The organism is Sphingobium sp. ZW T5_29, assembly GCF_044987515.1.
Taxonomy (GTDB): domain Bacteria; phylum Pseudomonadota; class Alphaproteobacteria; order Sphingomonadales; family Sphingomonadaceae; genus Sphingobium.
In genome coordinates this window covers 133,193-158,622 of sequence record NZ_JBJDRM010000008.1, presented here as the reverse complement: position 1 = coordinate 158,622, position 25,430 = coordinate 133,193, and the positions used below count along the sequence as shown (strand labels likewise).

The following is a 25,430-nucleotide window of genomic DNA, read 5'->3' as shown; positions in this document are numbered from 1 at the left end:
CCGACCGCTAATTAGCGCTACGCAGCGCGATCCGGTTGACGCCCGGCCGCAACTGGCGCGTTTGCCCTTTCCAGCTGAACTTGCCCGTGAGACCGGCGGGCAATGTCACGCGCGCGGACAAGCGCCCGTTGCGCTGGCTGTACCGCGTTTCGATCAGTCCGGCGGGATGGGCCATCGCCGCGTCCAGCTTTTTCAGATGCCCCAGATGCGGCGTGATCCGTACTTTGGAAAATCCTGGCGCTGCGGTCTGGATACCCGCGACATAGGTCAACAGGCCGCTGGTGGGATGGGCGGACCAGGCGTGGCTGTCCGACCGCGTCGGGTCATCCTCTTCGGGCCAGGTGGTGAAATTCTGGCTCAACAATTTGCGCCATGTGTTCAACAGCCCGATGTAACGGTCGCCCAGCCCCGCATGATTGATCGCTTCGGCCAGATAATAGGAAAAATAATAGGTCGTGCCGACAATGCCTTCGGGCGCTTCGATACCGCCATCGGGCGACATGATCCGGTCCAGCACCCGCGCCTGGTCCGATTTGGGGACGATGTCGTATAGCACGGCCAGGACATTGGCGTGCTGGCTGAAACTGTCCTTGGCAGGCGTGTCGGCGTAAAGACCACGGGTCGCGCTCCAGCACTGGCGGTCGATACCGGCGCGCACCCGGTCAGCCTGCGCCAGATTGGCGGTGCGGCGTTGTGCGTCGCCGACCGCGCCTTCCAGATCGGCCCCCTGCCGTAGCGCACCATAATAGATCATGGTGATGACACAGTTGTCCGGGCCTTTGCCGTTCATGTAGGCCCGACCGTCCATCGAAGGTCGCCAGTCGATGAACGGCCAGTCTGGCGTCGGACGAACCATACCGTTTTCCCGAACATAGGGGGCATACCAGTCCAACACCGACCGGACGCCTTCCAGATTGCGGGTCAGGGGCGCGGTGTCGGGCTGTCGCATCCAATAGTCATGCAGCATGCCCACCCACAGCAGCGCAAAGGGCGGGATCACGTTACTAGTTGCCTGTGGCCACGATGCTTGTGGAAAGCCGGTCAACTGCCGCGACGAATTGAAAGCGTCGATCGCCTGTACCGCCAGACGCGGGTCGCCGCTGACATCATAGGACAGCAGCGCCTGCAACCGCGTGTCGCCAATATATTGCAGCTGTTCCCAATAGGCGGTGTCCATGTAGGTTTCATGGGCGTCGAACAATGCAGTGCGCCAACCGATGTTCCAGATTTTGTTCAACTGGGCATCGTCGCTGACAAATCGACCGCGCTGTTCGAACGGATAGCCCGTTTCATGAACGTCGAGCCCATTGAGCGTCAACGGCTGGTCGCCGGTCTTGATCCGCAGTTCGACGAAACGCCAGGCACGCCACCAGAATGGCGCGACCACACTATCTTTTCCCGCTGTCTTGAACGTGTCGGTTACGCCCAGCGCCAGCCCGTCGTCCACCCTTGCCCGGTCGGCGAACCGCAGCCATGAGCGCCCGTTGCCCTTGTTCTTCCCGGCGGGATCGTACAGCGCTTCGGTATAGGTGGCAGTAATCGTCGCGCCGCTGCCGCCGGAGGTGCGCAGCGCAGGATAGGCTGCCAGCACCCGGCCATAATCGATCAGCAGCGATGCTTCCGAATTGGGCGCGATGGTGACGGGACGACGGGGAAAGCCGTCCGCCTTTACGCCCTTCTGTCGCACCACTTTGCCGCTGGCCACACGCTCATAACGCTGCGCAGGCAGGGCGTCAGCGACCATATGCCAGGGCGCTGTTTTCGTGGTCAGGGCCGGGATAGCAGCCTGCCAACCGGGCGCGGTAGATTGGGGCGAAGTCCAGTCCGTCGCCTGCCGCGCGGCATCGATCGTTTCCGGGCCGCCCGCAGCATAATAGATCGGCCCAACCTGCTTGATCATCGGCACCAGTCCGGGACTGACGCTGCGCGAAACATCCTGGCGCACGGTCCATTGGGTGCTGCTGTCCACCATTGCCGCGAACGCCTGGTCCTCGGCAGCCAGGTAGAAACCGGTGATCTTTGAAGTAATCTGTGCCACCGGCGCGCTACGCCCGTCGCTCCACACCTGGGCGGCGATGACGTTGGCGCCCTTGCGCAAATAGGGGGCCAGGTCGATGCGTGCATATCGCCATGCCTTCAGGTCGCCCCGCGACGGCCCAGCCGCGACGCGCACGCCGTTGACGTAAAGCACATAGCGCTGGTCGGCGCTGACGCGAACGGGCAGCGCGCGTGGAACGCGGGGGAGCGTCAGTTCACGCCGGAACTGCAGCGCCACGGGTGCCTGTTTGCTGTCGGCCTGCGCGGCTTCGGGCGCGCTGATCCAGTCTGCGGCCAAGCCGGGCTGGGTGGAGATGGCCATGGCCAGCAAGGCTGCAAAGGCGATGGCGCAATCCCGCACCTTGATGCCTGCCAGACATTGCGATGTGAAAAGCTTCATCGATCCTCGCTCCCTGTTCGTACTTTCGACCGACACTGGCATCCATCGGCATCTGTAAATCGCACGCATCTGTCTCTTTATACCATTGGCCGTTCACTGCAAGCCAGTTGATGTGGTTATAAAGGACCTCCATCTGCGACAACATCATATGAACGCGTGTCGCCCGATGATGGAGTCGGCGGTATAGGGAGGATCGTCCTATGAAAACTCAGGCCGACCTTGCCCTCTTCGCGGCGGTAGCGCCCGCGATCCGACCCGCTACTCCCCTGCGTAAGGCCATCACCGCCGCCTGCCGCCGCGATGAAGCTCAGGCGCTCGACCCACTGATCGCAGCGGCCACCCTGCCGGACTCCACGCGCGCCGCCATTGCGGTGACCGCCCGCGCCCTGATTGCGGCCCTTCGCGCTCATCCCAAAGGCAGCGGCGTCGAAGCGCTGATCCACGAATATGCGCTGTCCAGCCAGGAAGGCGTGGCGCTGATGTGCCTAGCGGAAGCGTTGCTGCGTATTCCTGATGACGACACTCGCGACGCCCTGATCCGCGACAAGATCGCCGACGGACAATGGGGTTTGCATCTGGGGAGTGGCAAGTCGCTATTCGTCAACGCGGCAACCTGGGGACTGGTCGTCACCGGCAAGCTGGTGGGCAGTGCTGACGACCCCGGACTGGGCGCGGCGCTGACCCGCCTCATCGCGCGCGCGGGGGAACCGGTTATCCGCCGGGCCGTCGACCTTGCCATGCGGATGATGGGCGAACAGTTCGTCACTGGTGAGACGATTGAGGAGGCGTTGGACCGCGCGACGCATATGGAAGCGAAGGGCTTCGCCTATAGCTATGACATGCTGGGCGAAGCGGCCACGACCGCCGCCGACGCCGCGCGCTACCATGCCGACTATGCGCGGGCGATCCACGCGATCGGCCAGACGTCGGGAGGGCGCGGCGTCAATGAGGGACCCGGCATCTCGATAAAGCTGTCGGCGCTCCACCCGCGATACAGCCGCGCGCAGGCGGATCCTATCATGGGGGAATTGCTGCCTGCCGTGAAGCAACTGGCGACTCTGTCGAAAAGCTACGGCATCGGTTTCAACATCGACGCTGAGGAAGCGGACCGGCTTGAACTGTCGCTCGACCTGCTGGAAAGCTTGGCGCTGGACCCGGATCTGGCGGGCTGGGACGGGCTGGGCTTCGTTGTCCAGGCTTATGGCAAGCGCTGTCCGTTCGTCATTGACTGGATTATCGACCTCGCCCGCCGTTCTGGCCGTCGCATCATGGTTCGGCTGGTCAAGGGCGCTTATTGGGATGCGGAAATCAAGCGGGCGCAGGTGGACGGCCTTGCCGGATTCCCGGTCTATACGCGCAAGGTGCATACCGACGTCGCCTATATTGCCTGCGCGCGCAGGCTGTTGGCCGCGAGCGATGCGGTCTTTCCGCAATTCGCGACCCATAATGCCCAGACACTCAGTACCATCTATCACCTCGCCGGGCCGGATTTCCGAACGGGCGACTATGAATTTCAGTGCCTGCACGGCATGGGCGAGCCACTATATGAACAAGTGGTCGGCCCTGCGAAGCTGAACCGCCCGTGCCGCATCTACGCCCCGGTCGGCACGCATGAAACGCTGCTCGCCTATCTGGTCCGCCGCCTGCTGGAAAATGGCGCGAACAGCAGTTTTGTCCATCGCCTCGCCGATCCGCAGGTGACGCCGGAGGAACTGACGGCCGATCCGGTTGATATCGTGCGCGCCATGGATCGCCCCGGCCAGGGCCATGACCTGGTCGCGCTGCCCGCTAACCTGTTCCCCGATCGCCGCAATTCCCAGGGTCTGGACCTGACTGACGAAAGCGCGCTCGTCAGCCTGACACAAGCGCTCCGCCACAGTGCGACGCTGGCCTGGACCGCCGCGCCGACCGGCGGGGCAGGGGTAGCCCGCGCCGTGCTGAACCCCGCCGATCATCGCGATGTCGTCGGACAAGTCAGCGACGCGACCCCAACGCAAGCGCGCGCCGCCGCCGCCCGCGCCGCAGCATCCTGTTGGTCCAGCACGCTCGTCGCCGAACGCGCCGCCATGCTGGATCGTGCCGCCGATGCGATGGAGGCGCGGATGCCCATCCTACTGGGCCTGATCGTCCGCGAAGCCGGAAAGTCGCTGCCCAACGCCGTTGCCGAAGTGCGCGAGGCGGTGGATTTCCTGCGCTATTATGCAGCGCAGGCCCGCGCCAACTTCGGCCTGGAACAGCTTGCTTTAGGTCCTGTCGTCTGCATCAGCCCGTGGAATTTTCCGCTGGCCATCTTCACCGGACAGGTCGCCGCCGCGCTGGCTGCGGGCAACCCTGTCCTCGCCAAGCCAGCGGAGGAAACGCCCCTGATCGCCGCGGAGGCTGTCCGTCTGCTGCATGAAGCGGGGGTGCCAGACGACGCGCTTCAACTGCTGCCTGGCGACGGCAGCATCGGCGCGGCGCTGGTCGGCGCGCCAGAAGCCGCCGCCGTCATGTTTACCGGATCGACAGAGGTTGCCCGCCTGATTCAGCGCCAGCTTGCGCCGCGTTTGTCCTCATCCGGCGGACCCATTCCCCTGATCGCTGAAACCGGGGGGCAGAATGCGATGATCGTCGATTCTTCCGCACTTGCCGAGCAGGTGGTGGGGGATGTCATTGCATCCGCTTTCGACAGCGCGGGGCAGCGCTGTTCCGCCCTGCGTATCCTATGCCTGCAGGAGGAGGTGGCCGACCGCACGCTTGCGATGCTGCGGGGTGCGCTGGCGGAACTGCGCATCGGTCGCACCGACGCGTTGAATGTCGATATCGGCCCTGTGATCAGCGCGGCGGCGCGGGATGGGATCAACCAGCATATCGACGCCATGAAGGCGCTGGGCCGCACGGTCGAACAAAGCCCGCTGCCGTCCGTCGCCGCCCATGGCACCTTCGTCCCGCCAACCATCATCGAAATTCAATCCATCGCCGATCTCAGCCGTGAAGTATTCGGCCCCGTGCTGCATGTCCTGCGCTTCCGGCGCGATGGGCTGGACGTCCTGATCGATCAGATCAACGCGACCGGCTATGGCCTGACCTTCGGCCTTCACACCCGGCTTGACGGAACCATCGACCGCGTTACCGCGCGCGTGAAGGCGGGCAACATCTATGTGAACCGCAACATTATCGGCGCAGTTGTAGGGGTTCAGCCTTTTGGCGGCTGCGGCCTGTCCGGCACCGGGCCAAAGGCGGGCGGGCCGCTCTATCTCAACCGTCTGGTCCAGATTCCACCGCCTTTTCTCAAACATGACAACACGCCCCCGGCACTGCTGCACGCCTTTGCCGACTGGCTGGATGGAGAGGGGGAGGTTCAGGCTGCCGCCTATGCCCGGCAGGCGGGCGGCGCATCGGCATTGGGGGTTGAACTGACGCTTCCGGGGCCAGTCGGCGAACGCAACATCTATGCGCTGCATCCGCGCGGCCTGATCCTGCTGCGGCCCTCGACCGCGCAGGGACTGTTGCGGCAGATGGGGGCGACACTGGCTACCGGCAATCGTGGCGTGATCGAAGGCATGGCGCACCCCGCGAGCTTGCCTGCAGCGATAGCGGCCCGTTTCCCCATGCGCCCTGACGCACCGTACGCCGCCGCACTGGTAGAAGGAGACGCTGCCGCTATCGTCGCCATGGCCCAGGCCTTGGCCGACCGCGATGGGCCGATCGTGCCTGTTCATGCCGAAGGATCGGGCTATTGCCTGGACTGGTTGCTGGAAGAGGTTTCGACCTCCATCAACACGACCGCGGCGGGTGGCAATGCCAGCCTGATGATGATTGGTTGAGCCTGCGGGACCGGTCCGGTTCGGGCGCTTAAAAGCGACCTGCCCGATGATTATATAAGTTTCACTGGTTTCCGTTTCACCTATTACCCCAGGCAGTGGCTCCGTGATTATATAGGCAGGGCAGCGTTGCTCCGCACGCCGGCCAAAGGAGATGAAGATGCAGGACGACCCCATAGTCATCGTCAGCTATGCGCGCACCCCGATGGGCGCTTTTCAGGGCGCGCTGTCGCCCCTGACGGCTACTCAACTGGGCGCGGCGGCGGTAAAGGCGGCGGTGGATCGCGCCGGGATCGCGACCGATGCCGCAGATCGCATCTATATGGGTTGCGTCCTACCCGCCGGCCTGGGCCAGGCACCCGCGCGTCAGGCGGCGGTGGGGGCTGGCCTTGGCCTTAATACCGAAGCGACTACCGTCAACAAGATGTGCGGGTCGGGCATGCAGGCGGCGATCATGGCGCATGAGGCGCTGAGTGCGGGCGCCGCCGACATTGTCATAGCAGGTGGCATGGAAAGCATGACCAACGCGCCCTATGCCTTGCCAAAGCATCGGTCGGGCGCGCGGATCGGCCATGATCGCATCATCGACACGATGATGATGGACGGGTTGGAAGACGCCTATGAACCGGGCAAGGCGATGGGCGTTTTCGCTGAGCAGGCGGTGCGCGATTATCAGTTTACGCGCGCCGAACAGGATGAATATGCCATCCGGTCGCTTGCGCGCGCCAACGAAGCCATCGCCAGCGGAGCCTTTGCACGCGAAATCGTGCCGGTGACGGTGCCGGGACGTGGCGGCGACACCGTCATCGACACGGACGAGCAGCCGGGCAAGGCCCGGCCGGACAAGATTCCTTCGCTAAAGCCTGCTTTTGCAAAGGATGGGACGATCACGGCGGCCAATGCCTCGTCGATTTCGGATGGCGCGGCCGCGCTGGTGATGACCCGCGCCAGTGTCGCTGAAAGGCTAGGCCTGCCAGTCGTCGCGCGGGTTATCGCCACCGCCGCCCATGCGCATGAACCGGCAAATTTCACGACCGCGCCCGTGCCTGCGATCCGCAAGGCGCTGGCGAAGGCAGGATGGGCGGTGGAGGATGTCGACCTGTTCGAAGTCAACGAAGCCTTTGCCGTGGTGGCGATGATCGCCGCGCGCGACCTGGGCATCCCCGCTGACAGGCTGAACGTCAATGGCGGCGCTACCGCGCTCGGCCACCCCATCGGCGCATCGGGCGCGCGCATCATCGCCACATTGCTGGCGGCGCTGGAAAATCGCGGCCTGAAACGGGGTGTCGCCAGCCTTTGCATCGGTGGGGGCGAAGCAACGGCGATGGCGGTGGAACGCGTCTGATCCGACCCACCCCCATCAATGCGGGGCAGGCCGGAAGATAATCAGTCCTTCAATCCCAATGCTTTTACAACGTCGTCCCATGCCACCAGCTTGAAATTCTGGGCGGCGGCGGCATTGAACCCGTCCTGCGCAACGAACAGTCCGCCCGGATAGGCGGGGCCGAAATCGCCCAGGATCAGGTCGATGCCGTCGGTTTCTTCCGCGCCGCCGACCGCGCCATCGACAATGCGGAAGCGTCCGACATAGCTGTCGCCGCTCATCCTGTAGAGCGTGTAGGCGTTGTCGCCCTGGCTCGACACGATGACATATCCGTCCCGTTCCCCCATCGGGGCGATGGCGACGCCTTCCGCATCGGCGACCAGATTGCGATCATCGGCGGCGGCTATCTTCACCGGCGACGGCGCGGCATCGGCCCGTGCGTCGAAACGCCACAGGCCGATATCCTCCTCCGCGACATACAGGACGCCGGTGCGGTCATCGACCGCGCAGCCTTCCGACTGGGTGCCCAGCTTCATGGTCCGCACGGTCCGGCCGGTGGGGGTTGGCCCGGAAGCATCGATGGCGATCTGGTTCACCGTGCCGTCCTTCAACACGATGAAGGCGTATGTCGCTTGCGCCGCGCGATACAGGCAGACGCCATAGGCTTCCCCTTGCCCGGCATTGACCCGGCCCAACGCCGTCAGCTTGGCGCTGGCGGGGTCGAGGCGGAACAGGGCGATCTTTGCCTGAGCGGGGTCGTTACGGTCACTTGCCGCCACCAGCAGGCCGGGCTTGCCCTGAATGGCAATGCCTTCGCGCAGATCGACATTGTTGACCCGGCCCGCATCCAGGAAATCGCGGGTCCTGCCGTCCAGGCCATAGACGTACAACCCGGCCTTCTTGTCAGTGCCCACGATCAGGCTTTGCGCCGGATCGGCCGCGTTGCGCCAGATTGCCGGGTCGTCCGCCGCGTCGGCATTGGACGTGCCGACCGGCGTCGTTTCCCCCCGCGCCGTCACGGAAACGGCGGGGGTCGCACGGGCGATGCGGACGTCGATCGGCACCTCCCGCTCTCCAGTGGCGCAGGCCGCCAGCGCCAGCAGCGGCAGGAGGGGGGTGAGGGAAGGGATACGCATCAGAATTTCACCCGTGCGCCGAACTTCATCGTCCAGCCATATTGTTCGAACTGCAGCAGGTTTCTGCCAGCGCCCACGCGATTATAGGCGAAATATTTGGCATTGTTGATGTTCACCCATTCGTAAAACACCTGCACGCGGCGGGTCACATTCAGCCGCGCGGCCAGGTCGAGCTGAAAATGATTGTCCACCATCCGGTCTTCGGGCGCCGTATCGCCCAGTTCGTCCAGATATCTGGACCGGTAGGTGCCCGCCAGACGGAGCGAAACCGGACCCTTTTCATATCCCAGCGCCACGTTGAACGTGTGTTTCGAACTGGAAGGCAGGTTGATTTCCCGCAGGTCGGTCGCATCGCCATCGGTCGGCACATCGCCGGTCGCGTCGGTGTAGGTATAATTGGCCTGCACCAGCATTCCGTCCAGTGGCGCGGGCAGGAACCGCAGCGATTGCGCATAGCTCAGTTCCAGGCCCCAGATCCTGGCGCTTTCGCCGTTGATCGGGATAGTGGCTTCGTCGAAAGCGATGCCGTTATAGGTGCCCGGATCGTCGACATTGGTATCGACGATGAAGTTCTTCAGGTCCTTGTAGAACAGGCCCGCCGATAATGCGCCGTTGTTGGGCAGATAATATTCGACGCCTGCGTCGAAATTCCATGCTTTGTAGGGTTTTAGATCGGGATTACCGAACGATCCTTCGCGCGCGCCCGCGTCGCTTTCCTCGATGCTGAAGCGCGGGGCCAGCTTGGACAGTTTGGGCCGCACCAGGCTCTTGTAGGCCGCCGCGCGCAGGACCAGATTTTGCTGCGGCTCCCACCGGACGGTCAGGCTGGGCAGCCAGTCGCCATAGCTGCGGTTGAAACGGTTTGGTTCGATCAGGATCGTGTCTTCGGTCGCGGTCGAACCGTCGGGCAGCGTGCCGTCTTCCTCGATCGTGGTCACCGTGTTGGCGCGGATGTCATTCTTTGTATGTTCGTAACGCACGCCGCCGATCACGCGCAAAGTGCTGCTGTCCCACCGGCCCAGCAGATAGGCGGCCCTGATGTCTTCGCTGACCGAATAATCTTCGACGCTGGAATCGAGCAGCGAGTCAAATGCGTTGAGTTCGAAGTCTGCGCGGTTGGCGTTGAAAAAGGCGCGCGCGCTGGTCTTGCCGGGGACGGGCGATATGTCGGTGATGCGATAGGTCTGGCTGCCGACCACATCGGCCAGCGTCATGTCGTCATTTTCCCAATATTGGGTTTCAAGATTATAGCTCTTGTCCCGCCAGCGGCCCTTGACGCCAGCCTGTATGGTGACGCTGCCGCCATCCATTGCGAATTCCTTGCCGACGTCGAACTTGCCCGCCCATTCGCGGTCGCGTGCGTCGGACAGGGCGGTGACCTGGATGCTGTCCAGTTCATATTCGGCAGGATCGCTGAAATCGGCGACCGCGCCCGGCGCGCCGCCAACGGAATAGAGTGGCCTGCGCGGGTCGGCAAAGTCCAGGCCGATGGTCAGTCCGTCCCCGTCAAAGCTTCGTTCGAAATTGGCGGGGTCGATGGAGCCATTCTCCCTCTCGGTGGACTTGGCATAACTCACCGAATATCGGGCGTGCCAGCCATTGCTGTCGGTTTCGCCGCCCAGCACCAGGCTGCGGATGCGCTGGCGCTCGAACCGGTCCTTGATCGACCGCTGCACCGCGATTTCGCCGTCTGTGTCGTCATATTCGACGTTGCTGCCGCTGCCGGACGAAGGCGCTGCGTCGAACTTCAGGCTGGTTTCGCGGCGATATTCCTGGTCGTCGAACTGGCTGTAGACGCCGCGCGCATATAATTTGGTCGCTTCGCCCACGCGCAGGTCGAAATTGAGGTTGGCCGACAGCCGCTTCCGTTCGACATCATAGTCGCGATAGTTGACCTCGTCAGGGAAGGTCAGGCCGTTATCCTGGTCCCATCCGTCCGCTTCGATATTGTCGGTTTCGAACTTGCGCTGATAATAGGACAGGCCGCCCGACACGCCGAAGCTGTCGGGCACGCGCTGCGAAAAATCGAAGCTGCCCTTTGGCGTCAGCTTACCCGAATAGTTGTTGTAGCTGCCCTCTGCCTTCGCGGTCAGCAGGTTTTTGCGCCGTTCAAAGGCGCTGGTGGTGTGGATTTCCACCGAAGCGCCGATCGTGTCGGCGTCCATGTCCGGCGTCAGCGACTTCTTGACCTCGATCGATTCGATGCTGTCGCTGGAAATGACATCCAGAGCGACAGATCGCACGTCGCTTTCCGGCGCGGGCAGGCGGACGCCGTTGACCGAAGTCGCGTTGAGTTCGGGGTCAAGCCCGCGCACGGACACGAACCGGCCTTCGCCCTGGTCGTTCAGCACATTGATGCCCGGCAGGCGGCGCAGCGATTCCGCAACATTCTGGTCAGGGAACTGCCCCACCGCGTCGCGCGTCAGCACGCTTTCCACGCCGTCGGCGGCGCGCTGGCGGGAAAGGGCGCTCGTCAGGTTGGCGATCTGTCCGACGACGATGATCGGGGCATCGGCCTTCGACCCCATCGATATGTTCGCGTTCACATCGCCGTCCGCCGGGACGGTGACGGTGCTGCGGACCGTATCGATGCCGACATAGCGCGCCTCGATCGTGTAGGTGCCCGGCGCGACATCGGGGAAGCGGAAGGACCCGTCGCGGTCGGCTTCGGCCACGCGGTTCAGCTCGACGATGCGAAGCTGCGCCGATTGCAGCGCGCGCGTGCCGGTGCCGTCCGATACCGAACCGGTGATGGTGCCTGCCATTACGGCGGCTGGCATCGCAAAGCCCAAGATGATGGCGGCGCGGCTGGCGCTCGCAAACAGATGTTTCATGTAAAGTCCCCCTTTTGAGTGGGGTCCCACTGAACGCGTCAGCTTACGGCGTGATGGCGGTCAGGTTGCACAATGATGATTGTTTGATGGCAGATTCATGACCGGGCCGACGGCACCCACGCCGGATTCCCCCGCAAACGTCAGGGAACCTCCGCCACCTTCGCGCTTTGGCTGATGGAATGCGGGATCAGGGGCATGCGCAACGTCGGTGCGATTCCAGCACATTATCGAGGGGACAAAAAGATGAACCCAACCCATATGTCGCCGACGCAAAAGAAAAGGGGCGCTGGCGCAGACACGCCCCGGTCGTTGCCCTGGCCCGCATGGAAGGCCGTGATCGGGCGGGTGTGGGTCAATAACGGACGCCGCAATCTCAGCCTGCTGTCGGCTGGCGTGGCCTTCTACGCCTTTCTATCCTTCGTCCCCCTTCTGGGTGCTTTGGTCATGTCCTATGGACTGATCGCCGACCCCGCGACCGTGGCCCAGCATATGCGGACCATCATCGACCTCGTCCCGGCTGACGCGGCACAACTGATCTACGACCAGTTGAAGCAACTGACGCAGGCGGCGGCGGGTCAGAAGGGGCTGGGCCTGATGATCGCGCTGCTGATCTCCATCTACGGTGCGTCACGCGCGTCGGGTGCCATGATCGGTTCGCTCAACATCATCTATGAGGAAGAGGATCGCCGGTCGATACTGCGGTCCACCCTGTTATCCGCAGGCCTGGTGATGGCTGCCGTGATGGTTGGTATCATGGGGCTTCTGGCAGCATCGATGCTCAGCCTAGCCGGGGTTATGGTGGGCGGATGGGGATGGGTCGCCACCGCGGCGGTGCAGGTGCTGACCTGGATCACCGCCGCCGCCCTGTGCAGCACCGCTATTGGTGGCATGTACCGCTTTGCGCCAGATCGGTCGGATGCGCGGTGGCAATGGCTCAACATCGGGTCGATTCTGGCCACCTTGTTGTGGCTGGCGGCAACCTTGGGCTTTGGCTTTTATGCGTCCCGGTTCGGTGATTATGACGCGACTTACGGGTCGCTGGGCGCGGTCGTTGTGCTGTTGATGTGGCTTTATGTGTCGGCCTATGCGGTCCTGATTGGCGGTCTGGTCAATGCCGAATTGGAACGGCAGACCGCGCAGGATACGACCACAGGGCCGGAAAAGCCGATGGGCAGCAGGGGCGCGAAAATGGCGGACACCAGCGCGGCGATGCCGTGATAAGCGTGCTCCTCTAATCGCAGATTATCATTGCGTCCCGCAATTCATAGCCGGTAACCAGCGGGTTCCACGCCAGCGTCGGCGCGCGCGCCAGTTTCAGGCCGGGCACCCGCATCAACCGGTCCAGAAACAGGCAGGTTTCCTGAAGCGCCACCTGTGCCCCTGGACAGCGATGTTCACCATCCCCGAACGACAGTCCGGCATTGCCATATTTGGCGCTGACCTGCCGCCCCGGCACCACTTCGCACGGTCGTTCGCCGAATGCGGTCGGGTCCGTATTCGCCGCGCGCACATCGACCGCGACCGCTGCGCCTGGCTGCGCGGGCGCATCGTCGGGCATCCGGCGGTAGATATAGCCCACGACCGGCTCCAGCCTCAGCAATTCCTCCAGCAGCGCGATCTGCCCGCTTTCATCGGCCGCCAGGAACGCGGCCTTCAGATCCTCTCGGTCCAGCATGTGCCATGCGGCCATGACGATGAACTCGCGCGTTGTCGCCATGCCAGCAGCGCCATAGACTAGGCATTCGGTCAGTATTTCCCGACCATTATATCCCTGATCGATCAGGTGAGAGATAACGTCATCCTGCCGCCGACGCCTGCGCGACCGGATCGCTGGCGCGACATCGCGATAATAAAAGGCCAGCACGCGATATTGTGACCGCAGGAAATATGCGAAGGCGGCCACCCTGTTGCGGGGCCGATGGAAATCACCGGTGAAAAACACGTCCAGCCGTCTGGCCAGACCATCTGGCTCGCTGTCGGTCAGTCCCACGATCTGGCTGGCGACCGCCACCGCCAGTTCCAGGCTTAACTTGTCCAGACGGGCACGCTTTTCCTGCTGAAAACGGGATATCAGGCCATCGCTCAGTCGGACCATCAATTCCCGATAGTGGGTCGTCACGATGCGCGGCGTGAAAAATCGCGCAGTGGCGCTGCGTTGGACCCTGTGCGCTTCGCCTTCCAGAAACAGGATGGGCTGGCGGGTTGCATTGCCGATCCTGCCCACCTGCTCTGCCAGGAAACCCGCCTGCCGCGCGTGACCGTTGCGCAATATGGCGCGCGCTTCGGCAAAATCCTGGGTGCGGATGTCGGGATCGACCGTGCCGCCGCCCCCGGATGCGGCGGCGGATTTGCGATCATCGCTGCCCCGATCGAACGGACAGGCGCTGGAAAGGCGAGCGTCCATGAGCTTCCACCTTATATGATGCACTGGGGTGAGAGCTTACGCGCACCAGATCGGCGGTCAAGCTCCCTGTCCTGCCTGCCAATGTCAGGCTGTTGCATTCATCCCCTTGTTCGCGCAGGTTCCGCGCCAATGAATGTGGAGGGGCTGTAGTGGTTCGGGAGCAAGAGGCGGTAGCGCTGGTCGACAGCATATTGGCGGACCCGCGCTATGTTGACCTCGTCCGGCAAAGATTACGTCTGGGCTGGTTTCTGTCCGCGCTGGTGTTCGGCGCGTTCGCCGCTTACCTGCTGCTGATCGCCTTTAACAAAGATTTGCTTGCGACGCCCATCAGTGATGGCGTCACGTCGCTGGGCATTCCGCTTGGACTTGGCCTCATCCTCTTCGCCATTGCGCTGACGGGCGTCTATGTCGCTTATGCCAACCGGCGCTTTGACGCGCGCATGGCGGCTATTGTCCGGGATCATGGCGCATGATGCGGCTCGTGGCGCTGGCTGCGGCCGCTCTGCTTTGCCTGCCATTCGATCCGGCGCTGGCCGCCGCACTGGAAGGCGAAGCGCAGCGCCAACCGGTCAACTGGGTGGCCATTGCGATGTTCGTCGCCTTCGTCGGACTGACCCTGTGGATTACGAAGGCCGCTGCCGCCCGGACCCGCACGGCGTCCGATTTCTATACCGCTGGCGGCGGGATTACGGGTTTCCAGAACGGCTTGGCGATGGCTGGGGACTATATGTCCGCCGCATCTTTCCTCGGCATATCGGCCCAGATCTTCAATGATGGCTATGACGGGCTGATCTACTCCACGGGCTTTCTTGTCGGCTGGCCGATCCTGTTGTTCCTGATGGCCGAACGCTTGCGCAATCTGGGACGCTTCACCTTTGCTGACGTGGCATCCTATCGTTTTGCCCAGCCGCCGGTGCGTAGTTTCGCGGCGATCAGCACCCTATTGATCGTATCCTTCTATCTGGTCGCGCAGATGGTCGGGGCGGGCCAGCTTATTAAGCTGCTTTTCGGCCTGCCTTATGCCGTTGCCGTGGTGATCGTCGGCGCGTTGATGATGCTCTACGTCCTTTTCGGCGGCATGCGCGCGACGACCTGGGTTCAGATTATCAAGGCGGTGATGCTGCTGGGCGGGGCCAGTTTCATGGCCCTGATGGTGCTGGCAATGACGGGCTTTTCGCTCGAAGCATTGTTCGCCAAGGCGGTCGAGGTAAAGACGCAGGCGGCGCTGGCAGGCGGCGCCCCTGCGGCGGAGGCAGCCGAACGCGGCCAATCGATCATGGCGCCGGGCAATTTTATCAAGGACCCAGTGTCCGCCATCTCCTTCGGCCTCGCGCTGATGCTCGGCACGGCAGGCCTGCCCCATATATTGATGCGCTTTTTCACCGTCCCCGACGCGAAGGAGGCGCGCAAATCGGTGCTGTGGGCCACCGGCTGGATCGGCTATTTCTATATTCTCACCTTCATCATCGGGTTCGGCGCGATCGTGCTCGTGGGTACGGACGACAGCTATATGGATGGCGAAGGGGCGCTACGGGGCGGCGGCAACATGGCGGCCGTCCACCTTGCTCATGCGATTGGGGGTAATATCTTCCTCGGCTTCATATCGGCGGTCGCCTTTGCCACCATCCTTGCCGTCGTGGCCGGGCTGACATTGTCGGCGGCGTCGGCGGTCAGTCATGATCTCTATGCGACCGTGTTCCGCCACGGGAATGCGAGTTCGACCGGTGAACTGCGCGTGTCGCGGCTAACGACGCTGGCCATGGGTGCGCTGGCCGTCCTGCTTGGCCTGATCTTCGAAAAGCAGAACGTGGCCTTCATGGTCAGCCTGGCGTTTGCGCTGGCCGCATCGGGCAATTTCCCGGTGTTGATCCTGTCCCTGCTCTGGGATGGCTGTACGACGCGGGGCGCGGCGATCGGCGGGACCATCGGACTCCTGACCGCCTTCATATTGACGTTGCTGTCGCCCGCCGTCTGGACCGCCACTTTTGACTTCGGAGCTGCGCCATTCCCCTATAGTTCCGCGGCCATCTTCTCCGTACCCGCGGGCTTTATCGCGATCTGGCTGATTTCCGTGCTGGACCGTTCCCCGCGCGCAGCCGTGGACCGGGCGGGCTATCCGGCGCAACGGGTCCGGGCCGAAACCGGCTATGGCGCTTTCAGCGCGAACGATCACTAAAGCATTTTCCGGTCACGCTGGTCGCTTACGCTCTGCCAGTTCTTGTGCATGCGCATGATCGTCGACGTGTCGCGACCGCTGTCCTCCGCCTGTAGGATTGCAGGCGGAGGACAGCACATGCCCACGGGAGACGTGCCTTAGAACTTCATGCCGACGGTGATGCCATAGGTCCGCGGTTCGGCATAATATCCGCCCGCAAAACCGAGTTGGCCGAAATCGACGCTGCGGACGAAATCCTTCGCGTTGGTGAGGTTCTTTACCCACAGCCGAACTTCGCCTTCGCCCGTGCCCAGCGGAATGCCGTCTATGCCGATCTGCGCGTCGATCAGGTCGATATTGTCGCCCTTGACCTGTTCGTTGAAAGGCGAGCCGATGGAGCTGCTGAAATTATACTTCCCGTCTTCATGGGTGTATCCGACCCGGCCGCGCAGCGTTGCATTGCCCCAATTCAGCGGGAATTGCGCGTTGAGCGCGACATTGGCGGTCAGCGGAGACGTAAAGCCCGGCGTCACGACCGGCGCGATATTGACCGGAGGCGCGCCGGGGGTGGGCGACTGTCCGGCCAGGAACTCCTTATAATTGATGTCGATATAGCCGATGCTGCCGTCGATCGAGAAATTGTCGGAAAGCACGGCCTGCGCTTCCGCTTCGACGCCATTATAGATCACCTTGCCAGCATTGATGATGCGGGTGGCGAAAGTGCCGACGGGCGCATTCGTGACTGGGCCGAGTACGGCAAGATTATCATAGATGTTATGATAGGCGGCGACATTGAGGCGCAGACGGCGATTGAACAATTCCGTCTTCACGCCGACTTCATAGGATGTCACCTTCTCAGGATCGAAGCTGCCGAGTTGATTGGTGCCGGTGATCGCCGGGTCCTGCGAATTGAAGCCGCCTGAACGATAGCCGGTGGCGGCGCGTGCATAGAGGTTGACGCCATCGGCGATGTCATAGCCCGCCATCAGGTTCCAGGTGAATTTGCTGAATTTGGCATCGCCCGATTCGGGGCTTGCAAGCGGCGCTGCGCCATTCTGCAGGCGCAGCATCTTCTTCTCATCCCAGGTGTAGCGTCCCCCTGCGGTCAGGCGGACCCCACTGTCACGACCGCCTGGATAGAAGGTGAATTGGCCGTAAACCGCAGTGCTTTCGGCGGAGGTCGTGTAATTGAGCCGGGCAAGCGTCTGGACAAGCCGGTAGCGTGCCGGATTCTCAGCAGCCAGGTCCGGCCCGAGTGGGCCAAAGTTGCCAAGGAAGATGGAGTTGGTGTCGAGGACGAACCCACTGCTCTGAACGCCGTTTTCGGACCCCTTTTCCCAGAAATAAAAGCCGCCCACGACCCAGTCGAGCGAATCGGTGTCGCCGGAAATCTCTATTTCCTGGCTGAACTGCTTGTGTCGCCGTTCATTGTCGACAGAGAACAGGTCCTGGCTGATCGTTGGCACAGGTGCGGCGGAGATAAAAGGAATGGCGGCTGCCGGTATGATGGGGATGCTTTGCAACAGTAATGCGGGCATGCCGTTGAACAATGTCGCGTTGGAGAAAGCTGGACCGCTGAACGCGCCAATCCCATCGAGATCGGTCACATAGTCGCTGTTCCAGAAACGATAACCTGTGGTCGATTTGACCTTGAACCCGCCAAAGTCATTCTGGACCTGGATATTATGGCCCCAGCTCTTGTCGAAAGCGCTGCTCAATATGTTGTTGCACACTTCATGACGATAGGAGCGGGACGGCGCGGCCAGCGCCGCGCATGACGGGTCGGCAAAGGTTGCGCCAGCCAGATATTGGGCGACCGGGGCCTGCTGTGTGACCAGCACCTGCTGGCCGTCGATAGTGATCGGCGCGTTAGGCGTGCCATCCGCCACATTGGTCAGGACGAAGGGCAGGGGGGTGCCTTTGATCCGGTTCCAGTCGAATATATATTGGATGCTGCCGGTCCCGCCCAGGTCGATGCGCGCGGCGGCGCGAAACGCATCGGACTTGCGCGCACCAGGATCACGGGAATCGCGCGGCTGCAGAATGTTGTCGATGACCCCGTCACGCTCGCTATGGCTGTAGGAAAAGCTGGTGGAAATGCCTGCGATCTCACCTGGGTCGATGGTGACCTTGCCGTTCCAGGCGTTGAAATTGCCATAGCCAGCCTCTGCCTTCAGGCGGAAAGTCGATGATGGCGCGCGGGAGATGAAGTGGATTGCACCGCCGGTCGTGTTGCGTCCGAACAGGGTGCCTTGCGGCCCGCGCAGAACCTCCACTCGTTCGATGTCCGAAACGCTAAGGCCCATCGCGCCGCCGCGTGCGATATAGACGCCATCCACATAAAGGCCGTTGGCTGCGTCGACACCGAAACTTTCGCTGCCACCGTTGGAAATGCCGCGCATGGAAAAGACAGCGGCGCTGTTGCTGGTGGTGCCCTGGGTCACGACGACGTTGGGGGCAAGGCCGCTCAGGTCGCGGCTGTCGCGGATGCCGAGCTGCTCAACCTTTTCGGCGCTGATCGCGCTGATGGCGATAGGAACATCCTGAAGATTCTGGGCGCGCTTTTGAGCGGTGACGACGATTTCATCGAGGCCCGGTTCGGCAGATGTTGTTGCAGTCTGCGCCAGTGCCTGGCTGGTAAGGGCCAGGCTGCTGACCCCGATTATCAGATGAAGCGCCTTGGATGCATTATGCCTGTTCATGATTATCTCTCCCTTGATTTTATGACATTTGGTAAATGATGGCCGCGCGCCTTCCGAAATTGTGCTGCTGTGCAGCTATTCTGTTCGGGTGCGGCATCCAGATGGATGAAAGCTGGTCGCCGGGGGGCTAGGTTGGGATGTAGAGCTGCGCTGCCTTTCCGCCGTCTACGGGCAGGGCGGTACCGGTGATGTAACTGGCGGCGTCCGACAGCATGAAGGCGATGGCCTGCGCCAGCTCCTCTGGCTGGCCACCGCGTTGCATGGGAATGGCCTGGGTCGTGCGCGTCGAAGCGTCTGCGGCGCGCGCGGAAAACATTTCCGTCGGGGCGGTTTGCACCTGACCGGGGATGATGGCGTTGATGCGGATGCCCAGCGGCGCGGCCTCCATCGCGGCGGCGGCGGTGAAATGGACCAGCGCGGCCTTGGATGCGGAATAGCTGGCCATGTTCACCGTCGCGCGGATTCCGCAGGTGGACGCGATGTTGACGATTGATCCCTTGCCCGCCGGCGTCATGACCTTCATCGCCGCCTTGGTGCTGACGAAGACGGCGTCGCTGTTGACGGCGAAATCCTTGCGCCAATGGTCCAGCGTCAGCTTGCTGATCGGCGCATAATGGGTGGACATCGCGTTGTTCACCAGCATGTCGAGGCGGCCATATTTTCGGGCCGTGAATTCGATCATGGCGTTCAGGGCGTCAGTGTCGGCGACGTCGAGTTGAATGGCTTCCACGGCGCCGCTTTGCGCAGTGATCATGTCATGCGCATTGTCGAGCAGCGCCTGGCGGCGACCGCAGATGACGACCTGAGCGCCGCGTTTCGCCAGCAGAGCCGCGGTGGCGAGTCCTATGCCGTCGCTGCCACCTGTTATGATGGCCACGCGCCCTTCGAAATCCTTGCTCATTCGATGCCCAACCTTGCCACTGCTCAACCGCCCACATGCGATCGTCCGCGATGCGATGTGGCGAGAGGATTCCTCAAAATGCGGATTTTGTAAAATGATAAATTCCGAATATGATCGTTATCACCGGTGGTGACGCGGCGATTTACGGTTTTGCAAGCGCGAACAGGCGCCAAGTAAAATTAGCAATTACAAGAAGATAACGCTGGTTTTAGCTGCGCACATGGTGCTTATTCGGGCACGAAAAAAATGCGGAGAAAAAATATGATTGAATTACGCGTATGCTGGAATACACTCATGCGCAGACAGAGCAGGTAAAGCGAGTCGAGGATGAGGATGTCGGGATCAACGGAAGGCTGCGGCCTGATGCTGCCGCCTCGTCGGACTATCCCGCCAGCGGCGCATTGATCCCAAGGATGGCATGAGCAAGATCGACCCCATTTTCGCGGCAGTGACCGCACCCGGCACGCCTTTTGAAATAGGTGAGCAGGACGGGCTGCGCTTTTTCGTGAACGCGCCATCTGACCTTAATCAGCTGATTGAAGGTGCGCGCCGCTTCGGCGATCAAACCTGCGTCGTGGATATGGCCGGGCCTGACGGTGAGCGGCGGTTGAGCTTTGCCGATATGTTCGAATGGCGGGACCAGCTGGCAGAGCAATTGGGCGTCGGACGCGGCCAAAGGGTCGCCATCTGCATGCGTAACCGCGCGGAGTGGATGGTCGCATTCCTGGCGGTCATGAAATTGGGCGGCGTCGCGGCGCTGCTCAACAGCCGTGGGTCGGCGACAGAATTGTTGGCGATGGTCGACGAAGTCACGCCCGACCTGATCCTGGCCGACGCCGAACGCGCGGCGCTTTTGCGCCAAGCGGGTTATGAAGGGCGGATGATCGACGTGACGCAGCCCTTGAATGGGCAGGGAGCGGACGGCGAAGGCAGCCAGGATGCGGCCCCCCAAAGCGCTGGCCCCGCCGACCCCTGCGCCATTTTGTTCACGTCGGGCACGACGGGCCGGGTGAAGGGCGCGGTATTGTCCCATCGCAGCCTGATCACGGGGTTGATGGGCACGCAACTGACCGGGTCGATGGTGCTGCACAATATGGCCCGCGACTATGGCGTGCCGGTCGATACGCTCATCGCGCAGGTGCCGCCGCAGTCCATTTTGTTGGTCTATCCGCTCTTCCATATTTCAGGGCTGGGCGCGGGTTTCCTTGCCCCATTTCTGTCGGGCGGCAAGATCGTCGTCATGCGCCGCTGGGACGCGGAAGAAGCCGTGCGTCTGATCGAGCGGGAGCGTGTGACCCAGCTGTCGGCCGTGCCCACCATGTTGTGGGACATGGTGCACCGCGCGCGCACCAGAGATGCTGACCTGAGTTCCGTGCGGAATATCGGGTCGGGCGGGCAGGCGTTGCCGCTCAACCTGCTGGAAGAGGTGCGGGCGCTCTGCCCTCATTCCATGATCGGCGTCGGCTATGGCATGACGGAAACATCAGGCGCGATTGCGCAGGCGGTCGGTGCCGACTTCCTGGCGCGTCGGGCATCGGCGGGCCGCGTGCTGCCGCTGGTGGACCTGCGGATCGAGCGGGAGGATGGGACGGTCTGCGGCCCCGATGAAACCGGCGAAATCATCGTGCGCAGCGCCATGATCATGAGCGGCTATTGGAACCGGCCGGACGAGACGGCGAAGAGCTTTACGACCGATGGCTGGCTGCGCACCGGCGACATCGGATTTCAGGATGAGGAAGGCTATATCTTCATCGTCGATCGCGCCAAGGACATGGTCATTTCGGGCGGGGAGAATATCTACTGCGCCGAAGTCGAGCGGGTGCTGAGCGAAATGCCGCAGGTTACCGAATGCGCGACGTTCGGCATTGCGGATGAGCGACTGGGCGAAGCGCTGGTCGCGGTTGTGCAGGCAGACGGCCTTGACGAACGCAGCATCATCGATTGGGTGGCGGGGCGGCTGGCGCCCTATAAGGCGCCAACACGCGTCGCTTTTTCGCGCGAGCCGCTGCCGCGCAACCAGGCCCAGAAAATCAACAAGATCGCGTTGCGCGCGCTGTGGCCAGTCCTGGCCGCCAACAACTGAACAGGAGAGTTTCGCCATGGGCATGCCCAAGGACATAAAGATAATCGATTGTATGCTGGGCATCCCCGACGCCGAGGACCGTTCTGCCTGGTTCGATCCCTTCCGCCCGCTGATCAAGGATCAGCAGACGCTTCAGCAATTCGCGATGCCGGCGCAATATATGTTCAAGGACATTCCGCAGACCGGCAAGGTCGATGATTTCGTGTCCTGGACTGTCGATCAGATGGATCAATATGGCATCGACAAGGCGCTGGTCGGGTGGAACGACAATCCCACATCCTATCGCGCCAAGGAGATGTTCGGGAATCGTTTCTTCTTCGACCTGCCCTGTGATCCCAACAAGGGTATGGAGGAAGTTCGCCGGATCAAGCGAATCCATGCCGAAGTCGGTCTGTCGGCGATCAGCGTCTTTCCAGCAGGCACGCTGCCGCAGGTGGCGATCAACCACAAATATATGTTCCCGCTTTATACTTGCGCGGCTGAACTGGGGCTGCCGGTACTTCTGAATGCGGGGATTCCGGGCCCGCGTATTCCAATGGAAACGCAGAAGGTCGAACATCTGGACGAAGTTTGCTGGTTCTTTCCAGACCTGAAAGTCGTCATGCGCCATGGCGCGGAGCCGTGGGAGGCTTTGGCCGTCAAGCTGATGCTGAAATGGCCCAACCTTTATTATTCGACCAGCGCCTTTGCGCCAAAACATTATCCCAAGGCGATCATCGACTACGCCAATACGCGCGGCGCCGACAAGATAATCTACGCGGGATATTTCCCGATGGGTCTAAGCCTGGAGCGCATTTTCAGCGACATGCAGAATGTGCCCTTCAAGGATGAAGTCTGGCCGAAATTCCTGCGCGAAAACGCCATCAAGGTCTTTGACCTTTGAATAATCTGACGGAGCTATCCATGTCCAATCCCGAAATCGCCGCCGCGACCGATGCACGCACCCCGCCAGTGGCCGTGTGGCAAATCCTTGAGAAACTGAAAGGGCAGGATCTGCTCGACTGGCGGATGGCCGAGGTCAAGGATCGCGCCTCCATCAAGGAGCGTAACCTGGATATCGGCATCCCCTTCGGCTGGTATCCGGTCCTGCTGTCGTCGGAACTGCAGGTCGGTGAGGTGAAGCCGCTGCGCTATTTCTCTCAGGATCTGGCGATCTGGCGCGGGGAGGATGGCAAGGTCCGCATGCTCGATGCCTATTGCAAGCATCTGGGCGCGCATATGGGCCATGGCGGCAAGGTACATGGCAATCTTCTGGAATGCCCGTTCCATGCCTGGCGCTATGATGGCGACGAGGCTGTGGTGAAGGACATTCCCTATGCCCGCAACATCCCGCCGCAGGTGAAACGCAAATGCACGCGCAATTGGCATATTACCGAAGCGAACCGCTTTATCTGGGCCTGGTATCACCCACAGGATGTTGCGCCGCTGTTCGAAGTGGCAGTGCTGCCGGAAGCGAGCGATCCCGACTGGACCGACTATGAAATCCATGAATGGAATGTCTGGGGTTCGATCCAGAACATGGCCGAAAATGGCGTCGATGTTGCCCATTTCCGTTTCATTCACGGCACCGCCAATGTGCCGCTGGGCGAATTGCGCTGGGGTGAATGGGGTCGCGGCGCGGATGTGAAGGCGAAAATGGGCACGCCCTGGGGCGAAGTCGATGGCTGTATCAGCTATGACACGATGGGTCCGGGGCAAAGCTGGACGCGCTTCACCGGCATTTCGGAGACGCTGCTGGTTGCCTGCCTCGCGCCGGTCGAACTGGATCATGTGCATGTCCGCTTTTGCTTCACCCAGCCCAAGGCGCAGGCGGAGGGGGAACGGGCCGGTGTCGCCAAGGCGATCATCCGCGACATCTGCAAGCAGTTCGATCAGGACAAGGTCGTGTGGGACCGGCAGAGGTTCGAACCCAATCCGATCATCTGCGATGGCGACGGTCCGATCCCGCAATTCCGCAAATATTATGCGCGTTATTATGCCGATCAGGATGCGGCGTAAGATGGCCTGAAGTTGCGTGATTTGATGTGACGCGACGCTGCGTGCTCCTGCGAAGGCAGGAGCCTAATGGAAACGGCGGAACTGGGCTCTTTCGCAGGAGCGCGTTGAGGGGAGCGAGCAGGAATGGACATGACACGCCGGGAAAGCATGGCAAATGTTGGCGCGGCGGCGTTGGCGGGGATGGCTGGAACGGCCAAGGCCGCGGTGACCCGCTCCAGTCCGCTGGACACGCATGACGCATTGGGACTGGCCCAGCTGGTGCGGGACAAGCAGATTTCGCCCAGCGAACTGCTGGACGCCGCAATCGCCAGAACCGAAGCGCTCAATCCCCGGTTCAACTTCATCGCGCAGAAACATTATGAACATGGTCGGGCGGCCATCGCCAATGGACTGCCGCAAGGGCCGTTCACCGGCGTTCCGTGGCTGCTAAAAGACTTGAACACCTATATTGCGGGTCTGCCGACGGAAAATGGCAGCCGTTTTTATAAGGACTATCGTCCTGCGGTGACATCCGAACTCGTCCGGCGGATCGAGCAGGCGGGTTTCGTCATTTTCGGCAAGACGACTGTCCCGGAACTGGGCCTGACAGGCACGACCGAGAACAAGCTGACCGGCGATACGCGCAATCCGTGGGACGTTAGCCGGATCACCGGCGGGTCATCGGGCGGCGCAGCGGCGGCGGTGGCGGCTGGTGTGCTGCCTGCCGCTCATGCCACGGATGGGGGCGGATCAATCCGCATTCCGGCGTCCTGCTGCGGCCTGTTCGGGATGAAGCCCAGCCGGGGACGCGTGCCGATGGGGCCGCCGCGCACGGAAGGCTGGGGCGGATTGTCGGTGCATCATGCTGTCACGCGCAGTGTTCGCGATTCCGCCGCCATTCTGGACGCGACGCAGGGGCCGGAGCCGGGGAGCCGCTATGCCGCGCCTACACCTGACGACACTTTCCTGTCCCAGGTGGGCAAAGCCCCCAGCCGTTTGCGGATAGCATTGATGCTGGACGCGCCAGCGGGATCGCCGGTTGATCGCGAATGTGTGGAAGCCGCGCGCAAGGCGGCGCGGCTGTGCGAGAACCTGGGCCATCATGTGGAGGAAGCCGCGCCAAAGCTGGACATAGCGGCGATGGGTGCGGCCAGTTTCGTGCTGATCGGATCATCGGTCGCGGCAGATATGGCCGATCGCGCGAAGGCGACCGGCGTCGCGATCGGGCCGGATGTGCTGGAGCCGATCACGCTGGGCTTTGTCGCCTATGGCCAGAAAACGACCGGTATGGACTTCGCGCGGGCGAATAGCACGCTGCAGGCGGCTGCCATTGCGATGGCGCAGTTCATGGCGAACTATGATGTCATTCTGTCGCCGACGCTTGCAGCCCCCCCGCTGAAGCTGGGGCAGATCAACCTGACCCCCGACGTGGATTTCGCCGCATGGGGTCAGCGCGCGGGGGCATTTTCGCCCTTCACCCAGATCGCCAACATGACGGGCCAGCCCGCAATGTCGGTGCCGCTCGCCATGTCCGCTACCGGCCTGCCGATCGGGGTGATGTTCATGGGCCGCTATGGTGATGAGGCCACGCTGTTCCGGCTGGCGGGTCAGTTGGAACAGGCTGCGCCCTGGAAGAACAGGCGTCCGACGCTTTAAGATATTTGGAGAAAATGA

General features: G+C 62.2%; 15 protein-coding genes. 9 read left to right on the top strand and 6 right to left on the bottom strand.

Annotated features, from left to right (window positions below; translation table 11 throughout):
* Positions 1-7: 7 nt before the first annotated feature.
* The gene (locus ACI3KQ_RS09055; RefSeq protein WP_404956833.1) at positions 8-2,437 is read right to left on the bottom strand and encodes an alpha-L-rhamnosidase C-terminal domain-containing protein; all 2,430 of its coding nucleotides are present in this window, start codon (positions 2,435-2,437) and stop codon (positions 8-10) included.
* A gap of 200 nt (positions 2,438-2,637) precedes the next feature.
* On the opposite strand from ACI3KQ_RS09055, the gene putA reads away from it, so the two are divergent.
* Positions 2,638-6,243 carry a trifunctional transcriptional regulator/proline dehydrogenase/L-glutamate gamma-semialdehyde dehydrogenase gene (gene putA, locus ACI3KQ_RS09050; RefSeq protein WP_404956831.1) on the top strand — a complete coding sequence of 1,202 codons (3,606 nt, stop codon included), beginning with the start codon at positions 2,638-2,640 and terminating at the stop codon, positions 6,241-6,243.
* Positions 6,244-6,400: 157 nt separating this feature from the next.
* Entirely contained in the window at positions 6,401-7,585 is a 1,185-nt protein-coding gene (locus ACI3KQ_RS09045) for an acetyl-CoA C-acyltransferase (protein ID WP_404956829.1), read from the top strand.
* 41 nt (positions 7,586-7,626) lie between these two features.
* Here the strand turns inward: ACI3KQ_RS09045 and ACI3KQ_RS09040 are convergent, their stop codons facing one another.
* Together ACI3KQ_RS09040 and ACI3KQ_RS09035 are read right to left on the bottom strand one after the other, a co-directional pair.
* Positions 7,627-8,700 (bottom strand): phytase, encoded by a 1,074-nt coding sequence (locus tag ACI3KQ_RS09040; RefSeq protein WP_404956827.1) that lies wholly within the window; start codon positions 8,698-8,700, stop codon positions 7,627-7,629.
* Positions 8,700-11,534: a TonB-dependent receptor gene (locus ACI3KQ_RS09035; protein WP_404956825.1), complete on the bottom strand. Its 2,835-nt coding sequence runs from the start codon at positions 11,532-11,534 to the stop codon at positions 8,700-8,702. The genes ACI3KQ_RS09040 and ACI3KQ_RS09035 overlap by 1 nt, the downstream gene beginning before the upstream one ends.
* A gap of 243 nt (positions 11,535-11,777) precedes the next feature.
* Here ACI3KQ_RS09035 and ACI3KQ_RS09030 point away from each other — a divergent pair, with 243 nt between their 5' ends.
* A complete protein-coding gene (locus ACI3KQ_RS09030; RefSeq protein WP_404956823.1) occupies positions 11,778-12,752 on the top strand; it encodes a YihY/virulence factor BrkB family protein in 975 nt (324 codons plus the stop codon).
* A gap of 13 nt (positions 12,753-12,765) precedes the next feature.
* On the opposite strand, the gene ACI3KQ_RS09025 is transcribed toward ACI3KQ_RS09030, so the two are convergent.
* The gene (locus ACI3KQ_RS09025; protein ID WP_404956821.1) at positions 12,766-13,938 is read right to left on the bottom strand and encodes a cytochrome P450; all 1,173 of its coding nucleotides are present in this window, start codon (positions 13,936-13,938) and stop codon (positions 12,766-12,768) included.
* A 149-nt stretch (positions 13,939-14,087) separates the two neighbouring features.
* Between ACI3KQ_RS09025 and ACI3KQ_RS09020 the strand changes: the two genes are divergently transcribed.
* Entirely contained in the window at positions 14,088-14,411 is a 324-nt protein-coding gene (locus ACI3KQ_RS09020; protein WP_404956819.1) for a DUF485 domain-containing protein, read from the top strand.
* Positions 14,408-16,114: a cation acetate symporter gene (locus ACI3KQ_RS09015; RefSeq protein WP_404956817.1), complete on the top strand. Its 1,707-nt coding sequence runs from the start codon at positions 14,408-14,410 to the stop codon at positions 16,112-16,114. The genes ACI3KQ_RS09020 and ACI3KQ_RS09015 overlap by 4 nt, the downstream gene beginning before the upstream one ends.
* Before the next feature lie 137 nt (positions 16,115-16,251).
* On the opposite strand, the gene ACI3KQ_RS09010 is transcribed toward ACI3KQ_RS09015, so the two are convergent.
* On the bottom strand, positions 16,252-18,795 hold the full coding sequence (locus tag ACI3KQ_RS09010) for a TonB-dependent receptor (RefSeq protein WP_404956815.1): 2,544 nt from the start codon (positions 18,793-18,795) through the stop codon (positions 16,252-16,254).
* Between the two features lie 127 nt (positions 18,796-18,922).
* A complete protein-coding gene (locus ACI3KQ_RS09005; protein ID WP_404956814.1) occupies positions 18,923-19,696 on the bottom strand; it encodes an SDR family NAD(P)-dependent oxidoreductase in 774 nt (257 codons plus the stop codon).
* A gap of 418 nt (positions 19,697-20,114) precedes the next feature.
* Here ACI3KQ_RS09005 and ACI3KQ_RS09000 point away from each other — a divergent pair, with 418 nt between their 5' ends.
* The 4 genes from ACI3KQ_RS09000 to ACI3KQ_RS08985 all read left to right on the top strand — a co-directional run bounded on the left by ACI3KQ_RS09000 (position 20,115) and on the right by ACI3KQ_RS08985 (position 25,412).
* The gene (locus tag ACI3KQ_RS09000; RefSeq protein ID WP_404956812.1) at positions 20,115-21,779 is read left to right on the top strand and encodes a class I adenylate-forming enzyme family protein; all 1,665 of its coding nucleotides are present in this window, start codon (positions 20,115-20,117) and stop codon (positions 21,777-21,779) included.
* 16 nt (positions 21,780-21,795) lie between these two features.
* Positions 21,796-22,662 (top strand): amidohydrolase family protein, encoded by an 867-nt coding sequence (locus ACI3KQ_RS08995; protein ID WP_404956810.1) that lies wholly within the window; start codon positions 21,796-21,798, stop codon positions 22,660-22,662.
* 20 nt (positions 22,663-22,682) lie between these two features.
* On the top strand, positions 22,683-23,777 hold the full coding sequence (locus tag ACI3KQ_RS08990; RefSeq protein WP_404956808.1) for a Rieske 2Fe-2S domain-containing protein: 1,095 nt from the start codon (positions 22,683-22,685) through the stop codon (positions 23,775-23,777).
* A 129-nt stretch (positions 23,778-23,906) separates the two neighbouring features.
* Entirely contained in the window at positions 23,907-25,412 is a 1,506-nt protein-coding gene (locus ACI3KQ_RS08985; protein WP_404956806.1) for an amidase, read from the top strand.
* The last annotated feature ends 18 nt before the right edge of the window (positions 25,413-25,430 follow it).